Raw genomic sequence first — 12,027 nt, 5'->3', positions numbered from 1 at the left:
CCCGCCCCACCACTGGCGCGCCGCGCCCAAGGAAAAAACCGTCATGACCGACACCCAGCACCTGCCGATCCTGTCCCCCGATGCGCCCGCGCCGCAGGCCTTTACCGATGCCGCCGCCGCCGTCGAACGCCTGACCGAACTTTATGACGCCGCCACCGGCTTTCTGCTGGATCACTTCGTCGCGGTGATGGGCGGCGCCCCCGCGCAGGCGCGCTATCGCGCCTTCTACCCCGAGGTGCGGATCACCACCACCAGCTTTGCCCTGACCGACAGCCGTCTGGCGTTTGGCCATGTGCCCGAACCCGGCACCTATAGCGCCACGATCACCCATCCGCGCCTGTTCGCGCATTACCTGCGTCAGCAACTTGGCCTCTTGATCCGCAATCACGGCGTCGCGGTGATCGTGGGGCCGTCGCAGACGCCGATTCCGGTGCATTTCGCCGTCGCCTCGCGCTCGGATCTGAACGTCCCGCAGGAAGGCGTGCTGGACGTGCCGCTGCGCGACATCTTCGACGTGCCTGATCTGGCCACCACCAGCGATGACATCGTGAACGGCACCGCCGGGCCGAATGCCGATGGGTCGGGCCATCTGGCCCCCTTTACCGCACAGCGCGTGGATTATTCGCTGGCCCGGCTGTCACATTACACTGCCACCGACCCGGTGCATTTCCAGAACCATGTTCTGTTCACCAACTATCAGTTCTATGTGGATGAGTTCGAGGCCTATGCGCGCCGCGTGCTGGCCGATCCGGCCTCAGGCTATACCGGCTTTGTCGGGCCGGGGAATGCCCGCATCACCAGCCCTGATGCGGTGCTGGACGCCCCGCCGCGCCTGCCGCAGATGCCGACCTATCACCTGACCCGCGATGACGGGCAGGGGATCACGCTGGTCAATATCGGCGTAGGCCCCTCGAACGCGAAAACCGCGACCGACCATATCGCGGTGCTGCGCCCGCATGCCTGGCTGATGGTCGGCCATTGCGCGGGCCTGCGCAATTCGCAGCGGCTGGGCGATTTCGTGCTGGCCCATGCCTATCTGCGCGAAGATCACGTTCTGGATGACGACCTGCCCGTCTGGGTGCCGATCCCCGCCCTGGCCGAAATCCAGATCGCCCTGCAAGAGGCCGTGGCCGAGGTCACGCAACTTGAGGGCTATGAGCTGAAGCGCATCATGCGCACCGGCACCGTCGCCACGATCGACAACCGCAACTGGGAATTGCGCGACCAATCCGGCCCGGTCCAGCGCCTGTCGCAATCGCGCGCCGTCGCGCTGGATATGGAAAGCGCGACCATTGCCGCCAATGGTTACCGGTTCCGGGTGCCCTATGGCACGCTGCTGTGCGTCAGTGACAAGCCGCTGCATGGCGAACTGAAACTTCCCGGCATGGCCACCGCCTTTTACCGCACGCAGGTGGCCAATCACCTGCTGATCGGCGTCCGCGCGATGGAGAAAATGCGCGATATGCCGCTGGAACGGGTGCATAGCCGCAAATTGCGCAGCTTTGACGAAACCGCCTTTCTATAGCGCGCGTTGGCCCGTCAGAATGCGCCAATCGCGCGTTGCGGGGGCGCCCCGGTGGCCCCGCCTTCGCGGGCGTGGCGTTATAGCAGTGGCAAAAAGGCTTGAATTGCTGGCCAAAAGATAGTCTAGCACCGCACAGGCCGCCCCGTGGGCGGCGCAAGAAAACCCGTCAAGGGACACCAAGGAGAGACAGCATATGTCGAAACCGATGACCAAAACGCAGCTCGTCGCTGCAATCGCCGACGAAATGGGCGGCGACAAGAAGACCGCCTCGGCCGCGCTGGACGCCATCGCCGCGGTTGTGTCGCGCGAAGTCGTCGCCGGTGGCGCGATCAACCTGCCGGGGATCGGCAAGATCGCCTGCCGCGCCCGCCCCGAACGCATGGTCCGCAACCCGCAGACGCAGGAAATGGTGCAGAAGCCGGCCGACCGTCAGGTCAAGATGACCATCGCCAAAGCGCTGAAGGACAGCGTGAACGGCTGATCGGGTCCACGACCCCTGGCGCAGGCCCGACCGGGCGGCGCCGCACCAATCGCAAAGGGTCGCCCGCCGGGCGGCCCTTTCCCATAGCTACCCGGGGGGCCAAGAATGGATCTGCGCGCGATCGCAATGGGGCTGCTGTTCGCGGTCATGTGGGCCTCGGCCTTTACCTCGACGCGGATGATCGTGACGGCGGCACCGCCGCTGACGGCACTGGCGATCCGGTTCCTGCTGTCGGGGCTGATCGGCGTCATGCTGGCCCGCGCCATGGGCCAAAGCTGGCGGCTCAGCCGCGCGCAATGGCGCGCCGTCATCATCTTCGGCCTGTGCCAGAACGCCATCTATCTGGGCCTGAACTGGATCGCGATGCAGTGGATCGAGGCCGGGCTTGCCTCGATCATCGCCGCCACGATGCCGCTGATGGTCGCCGGGATCGGCTGGTTCGCCTTTGGCGAAAGGCTGCGGCCAATGGGGCTGGCCGGGCTGGCGGTCGGGCTGGTGGGCGTGGCGATCATCATGGGCGGGCGGCTGACCGGCGGGTCGAACCTGATCGGCATCGCGCTGTGCTTTGGCGGCGCGCTTGCCCTGGCGGTGGCGACGCTGACGGTGCGCGGGGCCTCGACCGGGGGGAACCTGTTGATGATCGTCGGCTTGCAGATGCTGGTCGGGTCGGCGGCGCTGTCCATCGTTGCCCTGGCGTTCGAGCCGTTCCATGTCGACTGGTCGCCGCGCCTGGTGGTGGCCTTCGTCTATACGCTGCTGGTGCCGGGGCTGCTGGCCACCTGGGTCTGGTTCCTGCTGGTCGGGCGGATCGGCGCGGTGCGGGCGGCGGCCTTTCACTTTCTGACGCCGTTCTTTGGCGTGGCGATTGCCGCTTTGCTGTTGAACGAACGGCTGGGCGCCTATGACGTGATCGGCGTGGCGGTGATCATGGCCGGTATCCTGGCGGTGCAACTGTCGAAAGCCCCGCCCGCCTTGACGGTTTCGCCACGAAACTCACGCTGATGTTTGTGCCGGGGGCTTGCTTCGGCACCCCCGGATGCGGAACAAGCGCCGCAAGGCCGCGTTGCCGCTAGGCCCGCCAGCACGCGCCCCGATCGAGCCAACAAAAACCACCGGACCAACCGATGACCCGTCTTATTGCGTTCATGTTTATCCTGCTGCCATCGCTGACCACGGCGCTGCCCGTCGTCGCCGCCCCGATCACCCCCGAGGCGATCGAAGCCGCCACCTATTCCGGCCCGCTGCCAGCCGGCAAAAGCGCCATCACCGCCAAGGTGCAACTGCTGCTGGACCGGTCCGGCATCTCGCCCGGCGTCGTCGACGGCCATCGCGGCGGGATGAGCGAAAGCGCCATCAAGGCCTTTCAGCGCCGTGAAGGCCTGCCGACGACCGGCGTGCTGACCGAGGAAGTCTGGAACCGCCTGCAAGCCTATGCCAGCGCCCCGATCATCGTCGATTACACCATCACCCAGGATGATCTGAACGGGCTGGTCGTGCAAATCCCGCGCGATTACGCGCTGATGGCGCAGATGGATCGGCTGGGCTATACCAGCGTCGCCGAGAAACTGGGTGAGCGGTTCCACATGGACCAGGATTTCCTGATCGCGCTGAACCCCGGCGCGCGGTTCGTGCCGACCGAGACGATCAAGGTGATCGGCCCCGCCGCGCCGCGTCGCGGTCAGGTGGCGCGGATCCTGGTCGACAAGGCGACCCGGCGGGTGGCTGCCTATGACGCCAGGGGCCAGTTGCTTGCCGATTACCCGGCGACGGTCGGGTCGCAGCAGATGCCGTCCCCCTCGGGCGAGCACAAGGTGCGGGCGGTGGCGATCGACCCGACCTATCACTACAACCCGCGCATCAACCCGCAGCAGGGCGACAATGACCAGCCGCTGACGCTGCCGCCGGGGCCGAACGGGCCGGTGGGGTCGGTCTGGATCGGGCTGACGAAGCCGACCTATGGCATCCATGGCACGCCCACGCCCTCGCGGTTGTTCGTGAACCAGTCCTCGGGTTGTGTGCGCCTGACCAACTGGGATGCGCGCGAACTGGCGAATATGGTGCAGCCGGGCGTGACCACCGTGACCTTCCTTGAGCCGGGACAGACCATCGCCGGGGTGATGGCCGGAGACACGACCTTGGCCCCCGCCCCCGGACAAGAGGCCGCTATTCAGGCGACGGTTCAGGCGGCGGTGCTGACCAGCCCGCGCCCCCAGCCGCGCCCCGCCAGCCTGCGCCTGCCGGTTGAGGCGGCGCCGCAGGTTGGACCGCAGGTTGGGCCGCAGGTTGGACAACTGCCGGAGGCGCCCGGCCAAAGCGCAGCCAGCCAGCCTGCGCCGGATGCGCCGGTGCAGGCCGCGCCGGTGCCGGGCGACATTCAGACGCGAACCCTGCCCGCGCCGCAGGTTCTGCCGCAGCGGGGCCGATAGGATGGCGGGGCGGCGGCAGCTTGGGGCGGTTCTGGCGCTGATGGCGCTGTTGCAGGCGACAGCCGCCGATGCGCAGCCGCGGCCCTTGCCGCGCCCCGAGGCGCCAGACGCCCCTGACGCGGAAAGGCCCGCCGCCAAGCCAGCCGCTGCCGCCGCTGCCCCTGCGCCTACCCCTGCCCCTGTCCCTGCGCCTGACACCACGCCCGTCGGCCGCCTGACACCGCCTGCGCCCACGCCTGCCACGCCCCCCCCGCCCGGCGGCCTGCCCTGGATGACGCTGGACCCGCGCCCGATCCTGGCCGAGCCGCCGGTCTTTGCGCCGCCGCAGGATCTGCACGCGCTGGCGCAGACGGCGGATGACGGATGCCTTGCCGATCTGCGCGCCATGGGCACGGAGTTTACCCCGCTGCCCCCGATCACCGAGACTACGCCCGGCTGCGGTATCGCCGCGCCGTTGCGCGTCGATCAGGTGGTCCCGGGCGTCGCGCTTCACGGCGGGGCGGTGATGCGCTGCGAAACCGCGCAGGCGCTCGCACGTTGGACGCGGGATTTCGTGCAGCCCGCCGCGCGCCTGTGGCAGGATCAGGGCGGCGCGCCGCTGACCGGCTATCGCACCGGTTCGACCTATGCCTGCCGGATGCGGGTCGGTGACGGGTCGGGCAAGGTGTCGGAACACGCCACCGGCAATGCCATCGACATCGCCGCCTTTACCTTTGACGGCGCGCCCGATCTGGCCATCGCCCCGCGCGAGGGCGGCAATGACATGGCCACCGCCTTTCAGCGTGCCGCGCGCGGCACCGCCTGCCTGCTGTTCACCACCGTGCTTGGCCCCGGCGCCGACGACGCGCATGACGACCACCTGCATCTGGACATCATGCCGCGGCGTGGCGGCTGGCGCATCTGCCAATAGCGGCGTTGCAAAACCTTCATCTTTGCGTCACCTTTCTGTCGTGGCGGGCGGCTAGGGCTGCGCCGTTGACCCTGACCTCAACGACGACACAAAGGACCGATGATGACCCGTCTTATGATGACCTCGGCCGCCGCGCTGATCGCCATGGCCGCCGCCGCGCAGGCCAGAACCGAAATCCAGTGGTGGCACGCCATGGGCGGCGAGTTGGGCGCCAAGCTGGAAGACATCGTGAAAGGCTTCAATGAAAGCCAGGACGATTTCACCGTGGTCCCCAGCTACAAGGGCACCTATCCCGAAACGATGACCGCCGCGATCTCGGCTTTTCGCGCGAAACAGCAGCCGGCCATCGTCCAGGTGTTCGAGGTCGGCACCGGCACGATGATGGCCGCCAAGGGCGCCGTGAAGCCGGTCTATCAACTGATGCAGGAGGCGGGCGAGGGCTTTGACCAGGCCGCCTTCCTGCCGGCCGTTGTCGGCTATTACACCGATACCGATGGCAACATGCTGTCGATGCCCTTCAACAGCTCGACCCCGATCCTGTATTACAACAAGACCGTGTTCGAAAAAGCCGGGCTGGACCCCGCGACCCCGCCGAAAACCTGGGCCGAGGTCGAGGCGTTTTCCAAGAAGATCATGGATTCGGGCGCGGCGAAATGCGGCTTCACGACCGGTTGGGTGTCGTGGATCCAGACCGAAAACCTGTCGGCCTGGCACAACCAGCCGATCGGCACCGAACAGAACGGCTTTGGCGGCACCGCTGCGCGGCTGACGCTGAACGGGCCGGTGCAGGTCAAGCATTGGGACAACCTGAAGAAATGGGCCGACGCCGGGATCTTCAAATACGGCGGCCCGACCGGCGGCGATAACGCGCCCCCGATGTTCTATTCGCAGGAATGCGCGATGATCATGAACAGCTCGGCCAGCCGCGCGGGCGTCATCGCCAATGCCAAGGATTTCGACCTCGGCTTCGGCATGTTGCCCTATTACGACGACGTGGACGGTGCGCCGCAGAACAGCATCATCGGCGGCGCGACGCTGTGGGTGCTTGAGGGGCGGCCGGCAGAGGAATACGCGGGCGTCGCAAAGTTCTTCCACTATCTGTCCAGCCCCGAGGTGCAAGCCAAATGGCACCAGGACACCGGCTATCTGCCGATCACCCAGGCCGCCTATGACCTGACCAAATCGCAGGGCTATTACGACGCCAATCCCGGCGCCGAAACCAGCCTGAACCAGATCACCCTGAACGCACCGACCGAGAACTCGAAAGGGTTGCGGTTCGGCAGCTATGTCCAGATCCGCGGCATCATCGACGAAGAGTTTGAACAGCTTCTGGCCGGGTCCAAGACTGCCCAGCAGGCGCTGGACGGCGTGGTCGAGCGCGGCAACAAGCTGCTGGACGACTTTCAGGCGCAGAACCCCTGATCGTCCTTTCTGACAGCAGGGGGGCGGCCCCGCGGCGGCCCCCCAACCCGGATTCCCGATGAAACGCACCATCTTTCAGGGTCGATTGCTGCCGTGGCTGTTGCTGGCCCCGCAACTGGCGATCACCGCGATCTTTTTCCTGTGGCCCGCCGGACAGGCGATCTGGCAAAGTTTCCTGCGCCAGGACGCCTTTGGCATCACCACCACCTTTGTCGGCCTGGCGAATTACACGGCGCTGTGGGGCAGCCCGGAATATCTGAACAGCCTGCGTGTGACGGCGGTCTTTGCGATCTTGGTCACGGTGCTGTCAATGGGGCTGGCGCTGCTGCTGGCCCTGGCGGTCGACCGGATGATTGCCTCGGCGCGCGTCTACACCACCGCACTGGTCTGGCCCTATGCGGTTGCCCCCGCCGTCGCGGGCATCCTGTGGTGGTTCATCTTCAACCCGACGGTCGGCGTCATGCCCTATGTGCTGCGCGGGATCGGCTATGACTGGAACCACATCAGTTCCAAGGTCGACGCGATGGTCCTAGTGGTCATCGCAAGCGCGTGGAAGCAGATCAGCTACAACTTCCTGTTCTTCGTCGCGGGCCTGCAATCCATCCCCGCCAGCCTGCGCGAGGCCGCCGCCATCGACGGTGCGGGCCCGGTCAAGCGGTTCTTCACCATCACTTTCCCGCTGCTGTCCCCGACCACCTTTTTCCTGATGGTGGTGAACATCGTCTATGCGATGTTCGACACCTTCGCGGTGATCGACGCCACCACCGAGGGCGGCCCCGCGCAGGCCACGAACATCCTGGTCTACAAGGTCTATTTCGATGGCTTCATCGGTCAGAACATGGGGTCATCCGCCGCGCAATCGGTGGTGCTGATGGCGATTGTCGTCGTGCTGACCGTGGCACAATTCCGCTGGGTCGAAAAACGGGTGGCCTATTGATGATCGAGAACCGCCCTGGCCTGAACCTGCTGGCCCATCTTGTGCTGATCCTGGGCGTGGTTGCCGTCGCGCTGCCGGTCTGGGTGGCCTTCGTCGCCTCGACCCATACCGCGACCGACTTCATGTCGGGGCGCGTGCCGATCTGGCCCGGCCCGCATCTGGTCGACAATTACCGCACCATGTTCGGCGCCGGCCTGTCGACAAGCGGCACCCCGCCGATTGCGCCGATGATGCTGAACAGCCTGATCATGGCGCTGCTGATCGCCGTGGGAAAGATCGCGATTTCCATCATCTCGGCCTTTGCCATCGTCTATTTCCGCTTTCGGTTCCGCATGTTGGCCTTTTGGGCGATCTTCGTCACGCTGATGCTGCCGGTCGAGGTGCGGATCGTGCCGACCTTCAAGGTGGTGGCCGATCTGGGGCTGCTGAACAGCTATGCGGGCCTGTCGATCCCGCTGATCGCATCGGCCACCGCGACCTTCCTGTTCCGGCAGGTGTTCCTGACCATCCCGGATGAACTGACCGAGGCCGCGCGGATCGACGGCGCCGGCCCAATGAAGTTCTTTCGCGACATCCTGCTGCCCTTGTCGCGCACCAATATCGCGGCCTTGTTCGTGATCCTGTTCATCTATGGCTGGAACCAATACCTCTGGCCGCTGCTGATCACCACCGACGCGCGCTATTACACCATCGTCGCGGGGATCAAGCGGATGGCCGATGCCGTCGACGGGCTGCCGCAATGGCATCTGGTGATGGCCACCGCGATCATGGCAATGCTGCCGCCGGTGCTGGTCGTCGTCGGGATGCAGAAGCTGTTCGTCAAAGGTCTGATCGAGACGGAGAAATAACCATGGCCGCCATCACCCTTGACCATCTGGGCAAACTGTATGCCGCCAGCAACCGCGCCGTCACCGATGTGAATATCGACATCGCGGATGGAGAGTTCATCGTGCTGGTCGGCCCCTCGGGCTGCGGCAAGTCCACCCTGCTGCGGATGATCGCCGGGCTGGAAACGATCAGCGAAGGCCGCGTGACCATCGGTGGGCGCGTGGTCAACGATCTGGAACCGGCCGACCGCGACATCGCCATGGTGTTTCAGAACTACGCGCTTTACCCGCATATGTCGGTTCGCCAGAACCTTGCCTATGGGCTGAAGAACCGTGGCACGCCGCGCGACGAAATCGACCGCCGCGTGGCCGAGGCCGCCGAGATCCTGCAAATCGCACCCTTCCTGGATCGCAAGCCGCGCGCCCTGTCCGGCGGCCAGCGGCAGCGCGTGGCCATGGGCCGCGCGATCGTGCGCGAACCGGCGGCGTTTCTGTTCGATGAACCCCTGTCGAACCTGGATGCCAAGCTGCGCGGCACGATGCGACTGGAGATCAAGGCCCTGCAAAAGCGTCTGGGCACGACCAGCATCTATGTCACCCACGACCAGCTTGAGGCGATGACCCTGGCCGACCGGCTGGTGGTGCTGAACAAGGGCCGGGTCGAACAGATCGGCACCCCGCTTGAGGTCTACCGCCGCCCTGCCACCGCCTTTGTCGCGGGCTTTATCGGCAGCCCGGCGATGAACCTGCTGCCCGCCGAGGCGCTGCCCGGCATCCCTGCGCCGCGCGGCGCGGTGATCGGCATTCGCCCCGAGGATCTGCGCCCCGATCCGGCGGGCGATATCGCGCTGAACGTTACCGCGGTCGAGGAACTGGGCGCCTCCCGGCTGGTTCACGGCCAGTTGGGTGCGCATCCGGTCACCGTGACCCTGCCCGCGGGCGAGGCCATCGGCCCGCTGCTGCACCTGTCGCTGGCCCCCGCTGCTGCGCATCTGTTTGACGGCGACACCGGCGCGCGGCTGGACGCCTGATCGCGCCCAGGGCCGTGGCCGCAACGGTGATCCCGACCCGGCAGGTGCCCGGCCAGACGGCGTGATCAGGCCTTGGCCCACGGCCCATGCGGGTGATCCGCGCCGTCCAGCCGCAGAAAGCCGTGCAGGCCAAAGAAGTCGCGCTGCCCCTGGATCATGTTCGCCGTGCCGCGCGCGGTGCGCATCATGTCGAACCACGCCAGACCCGAGGCCAAAGCCGGAACCGCCAGCCCGTTCAGCGCCCCGGTCGCCACCACCCGGCGCAGGGCGGGCACGCACCGGCACAGGTGGTCGGCAAAGAACGGCGCCAGCATCAGGTTGCGTGCCGGATCTTCGGTCAACGCGGCAGCCATGTCGTTCAACATCGCGGAACGGATGATGCAACCCGCGCGCCAGACCCGCGCGATGGCCGGCATGTCCAGCGCCCAGCCAAAGGCCTGCCCCGCCGCCGTCATCATCGCAAAACCCTGCGCATAGCACAGGATCTTGCCCGCGATCAGCGCCTGTTCCAGATCGGTCACGCTGATCTGCCCGTCCAGCGGCTGCGGCGCCGCGCCATACAGAGCCTGACCCGCCGCGCGCTCATCCCGGCGGGCCGAGACGTTGCGCGCCATCACCGCCGCCTCGATCACCGGGATCGGCGCGGCCAGGTTCTGCGCCTCAATCGCGGTCCAGCGGCCGGTGCCCTTTTGCCCCGCCGCATCGACGATCATGTCCAGCAGCGGCCCACCCGCCAGCGGGTCGCGCGCCAAGGCGACATGGCCGGAAATCTCGATCAGATAGGACCGCAGCGTGCCGGTGTTCCACTGCGCGAAGGTCTGGCCGATGTCAGACGCCTGCATGGCCATGCCGTCGCGCATGACGCCGTAGATCTCGGCGATCATCTGCATGTCGGCATATTCGATGCCGTTGTGCACGGCCTTGACGAAATGCCCGGCCCCCGCAGGCCCCATATGGTCGGCGCAGGGGGTGCCGTCCTCGGCGCGGGCGGCGATGGCGCGCAAGACCGGGGCGATGCGGTTGAAATCGGTGGCGTCGCCGCCCGCCATGATCGCCGGGCCGTGGCGCGCGCCCTCTTCGCCGCCCGAGACGCCAAGCCCCAGAAAGCGGAACGGCAGCCCCGCCGCCTGACGCCGGTTGGTGTCGTGGAAATTGGCGTTCCCCGCGTCGATCACCAGATCGTCGGCCCCCAGCAGCGGGCTTAGTGCCGCCAGTTGGTCATCGACGGGCTGCCCCGCCGGCACCATCAGGATGATCGCGCGCGGCGGCGCAATGGCGGCAACCAGATCGGCCAGCGTCTGCGTCGGCACGATGCGATCCGCCAGATCGCCCGCCCCGGCGACAAAGGCGTCGGTGACGCTGCCGGTGCGGTTCCAGACGGCAATCGGAAAGCCCTTTTCGGCGATGTTCAGCGCCAGTGCGGCCCCCATCGTGCCCAGGCCGATCAGCCCGGTGTTCGGTTTCGTCATCGCCATTGGCTGCCTCGTCGGTTCAGGATCACGGAATAGATGCTGGTGGTGGCGGTCATGAACAGCCGGTTGCGGGCCGGTCCGCCAAAGCACAGGTTCGACACCAGTTCCGGCACCAGGATGCGGCCCAGAAGCCGCCCGTCCGGGGCCAGGCAATGCACACCATCGGCGGCCGACGACCACAGGTTGCCGTCCTCATCCAGGCGGAAGCCATCGGCGCAACCGGGGTTGATCGTGTGGAACAGGCGGCCATTCACCGGTCGGCCCTCCACCATGTCATAGACGCGGATGTGCTGCGGGTCGTTGCTGAACATGCGGCCCGTATCGGCCACATAAAGCCGCGTCTCATCAGGGCTGAAGGCGAGGCCGTTGGGGCATTGCATGTCGGTGATCATCGCGTCAATGCCGCCATCGGACGCGACGCGATAGACCGCGCAGGGCAGTTCCTGTTCGGCCTTGAAACCTTCGTAATCGGTCATGATCCCGTAATGCGGATCGCTGAACCAGATCGCGCCATCGCGCGCCACGATCACGTCATTGGGGCTGTTCAGGCGCTTGCCCTGAAAGTTGTCGGCGATGACGGTGATGCTTCCATCCCATTCGGTGCGCGTCACCCGGCGGGTGCCGTGCTCGCAGGTCACCAGCCGCCCCTGACGGTCGCGGGTGTTGCCATTGGCAAAGTTCGACGGCGCGCGGAACGTGGTCACGCCATCGGGCGACCAGCGCAGGATGCGGTTGTTGGGGATGTCGGAAAACAGCAGGCAGCCGTGATCCCCGAACCAGACCGGGCCCTCCACCCAGTCAAAGCCGGTGGCCAGCCGTTTGACCGGCGCATGGCCCAGCACATAGGTCTGAAACACCGGATCATGGACCTGAAAGAATGACATTGCGCGCCCCCGATGGTTGGCCGTTGTTATCGATACCACAGGCAAGCGTCAAACCGAAAGGATCAGGTCATGGCGGCGACAGGCCCGGACAGCAGTTTCGCAACCCGGCGAC

General features: G+C 66.4%; 11 protein-coding genes. 9 read left to right on the top strand and 2 right to left on the bottom strand.

Annotated features, from left to right (window positions below; genetic code table 11):
• The first annotated feature begins 43 nt into the window (after positions 1 to 43).
• The 9 genes from ACEYYA_RS05085 to ACEYYA_RS05045 all read left to right on the top strand — a co-directional run bounded on the left by ACEYYA_RS05085 (position 44) and on the right by ACEYYA_RS05045 (position 9,559).
• Positions 44 to 1,525, top strand: coding sequence for an AMP nucleosidase (locus tag ACEYYA_RS05085; RefSeq protein WP_374798264.1), 1,482 nt, complete (start codon positions 44 to 46; stop codon positions 1,523 to 1,525).
• A gap of 193 nt (positions 1,526 to 1,718) precedes the next feature.
• Positions 1,719 to 2,006 carry an HU family DNA-binding protein gene (locus ACEYYA_RS05080; RefSeq protein ID WP_374798262.1) on the top strand — a complete coding sequence of 96 codons (288 nt, stop codon included), beginning with the start codon at positions 1,719 to 1,721 and terminating at the stop codon, positions 2,004 to 2,006.
• 105 nt (positions 2,007 to 2,111) lie between these two features.
• Positions 2,112 to 3,008, top strand: coding sequence for a DMT family transporter (locus tag ACEYYA_RS05075; RefSeq protein ID WP_374798260.1), 897 nt, complete (start codon positions 2,112 to 2,114; stop codon positions 3,006 to 3,008).
• 122 nt (positions 3,009 to 3,130) lie between these two features.
• On the top strand, positions 3,131 to 4,432 hold the full coding sequence (locus ACEYYA_RS05070) for a L,D-transpeptidase family protein (RefSeq protein WP_374798258.1): 1,302 nt from the start codon (positions 3,131 to 3,133) through the stop codon (positions 4,430 to 4,432).
• Position 4,433: 1 nt separating this feature from the next.
• The gene (locus ACEYYA_RS05065; protein WP_374798256.1) at positions 4,434 to 5,342 is read left to right on the top strand and encodes an extensin-like domain-containing protein; all 909 of its coding nucleotides are present in this window, start codon (positions 4,434 to 4,436) and stop codon (positions 5,340 to 5,342) included.
• Between the two features lie 102 nt (positions 5,343 to 5,444).
• Positions 5,445 to 6,764 carry a sn-glycerol-3-phosphate ABC transporter substrate-binding protein UgpB gene (ugpB, locus tag ACEYYA_RS05060; RefSeq protein ID WP_374798254.1) on the top strand — a complete coding sequence of 440 codons (1,320 nt, stop codon included), beginning with the start codon at positions 5,445 to 5,447 and terminating at the stop codon, positions 6,762 to 6,764.
• 58 nt (positions 6,765 to 6,822) lie between these two features.
• Positions 6,823 to 7,701, top strand: a complete 879-nt coding sequence (gene ugpA / locus ACEYYA_RS05055; RefSeq protein WP_374798252.1) for a sn-glycerol-3-phosphate ABC transporter permease UgpA — start codon at positions 6,823 to 6,825, stop codon at positions 7,699 to 7,701.
• Positions 7,701 to 8,549: a sn-glycerol-3-phosphate ABC transporter permease UgpE gene (ugpE, locus tag ACEYYA_RS05050; RefSeq protein WP_374798250.1), complete on the top strand. Its 849-nt coding sequence runs from the start codon at positions 7,701 to 7,703 to the stop codon at positions 8,547 to 8,549. The genes ugpA and ugpE overlap by 1 nt, the downstream gene beginning before the upstream one ends.
• Before the next feature lie 2 nt (positions 8,550 to 8,551).
• Positions 8,552 to 9,559, top strand: a complete 1,008-nt coding sequence (locus ACEYYA_RS05045; protein ID WP_374798248.1) for a sn-glycerol-3-phosphate import ATP-binding protein UgpC — start codon at positions 8,552 to 8,554, stop codon at positions 9,557 to 9,559.
• A 65-nt stretch (positions 9,560 to 9,624) separates the two neighbouring features.
• Here ACEYYA_RS05045 and gndA read toward each other — a convergent pair whose 3' ends face one another.
• Complete coding sequence (gndA, locus tag ACEYYA_RS05040; RefSeq protein ID WP_374798246.1) at positions 9,625 to 11,028, bottom strand: NADP-dependent phosphogluconate dehydrogenase; 1,404 nt, start codon at positions 11,026 to 11,028, stop codon at positions 9,625 to 9,627.
• Entirely contained in the window at positions 11,025 to 11,915 is an 891-nt protein-coding gene (locus tag ACEYYA_RS05035) for an SMP-30/gluconolactonase/LRE family protein (RefSeq protein WP_374798244.1), read from the bottom strand. Before ACEYYA_RS05035 ends, gndA begins: the two co-directional genes overlap by 4 nt.
• Positions 11,916 to 12,027 lie beyond the last annotated feature (112 nt).

The sequence above is a fragment of the Paracoccus zhouxuedongae genome (genome assembly GCF_041927815.1).
Lineage (GTDB): Bacteria > Pseudomonadota > Alphaproteobacteria > Rhodobacterales > Rhodobacteraceae > Paracoccus.
Note: the sequence above shows the minus strand (reverse complement) of the source record. Positions and strands in the feature narration are given on the sequence as shown.

Bases quoted from the DNA above. Each gene is read 5' to 3' on its own strand.
- ACEYYA_RS05085 (WP_374798264.1), top strand. From the start codon at position 44: ATGACCGACACCCAGCACCTGCCGATCCTGTCCCCCGATGCGCCCGCG.
- ACEYYA_RS05080 (WP_374798262.1), top strand. From the start codon at position 1,719: ATGTCGAAACCGATGACCAAAACGCAGCTCGTCGCTGCAATCGCCGAC.
- ACEYYA_RS05075 (WP_374798260.1), top strand. From the start codon at position 2,112: ATGGATCTGCGCGCGATCGCAATGGGGCTGCTGTTCGCGGTCATGTGG.
- ACEYYA_RS05070 (WP_374798258.1), top strand. From the start codon at position 3,131: ATGACCCGTCTTATTGCGTTCATGTTTATCCTGCTGCCATCGCTGACC.
- ACEYYA_RS05065 (WP_374798256.1), top strand. From the start codon at position 4,434: ATGGCGGGGCGGCGGCAGCTTGGGGCGGTTCTGGCGCTGATGGCGCTG.
- ugpB (WP_374798254.1), top strand. From the start codon at position 5,445: ATGACCCGTCTTATGATGACCTCGGCCGCCGCGCTGATCGCCATGGCC.
- ugpA (WP_374798252.1), top strand. From the start codon at position 6,823: ATGAAACGCACCATCTTTCAGGGTCGATTGCTGCCGTGGCTGTTGCTG.
- ugpE (WP_374798250.1), top strand. From the start codon at position 7,701: ATGATCGAGAACCGCCCTGGCCTGAACCTGCTGGCCCATCTTGTGCTG.
- ACEYYA_RS05045 (WP_374798248.1), top strand. From the start codon at position 8,552: ATGGCCGCCATCACCCTTGACCATCTGGGCAAACTGTATGCCGCCAGC.
- gndA (WP_374798246.1), bottom strand. From the start codon at position 11,028: ATGACGAAACCGAACACCGGGCTGATCGGCCTGGGCACGATGGGGGCC.
- ACEYYA_RS05035 (WP_374798244.1), bottom strand. From the start codon at position 11,915: ATGTCATTCTTTCAGGTCCATGATCCGGTGTTTCAGACCTATGTGCTG.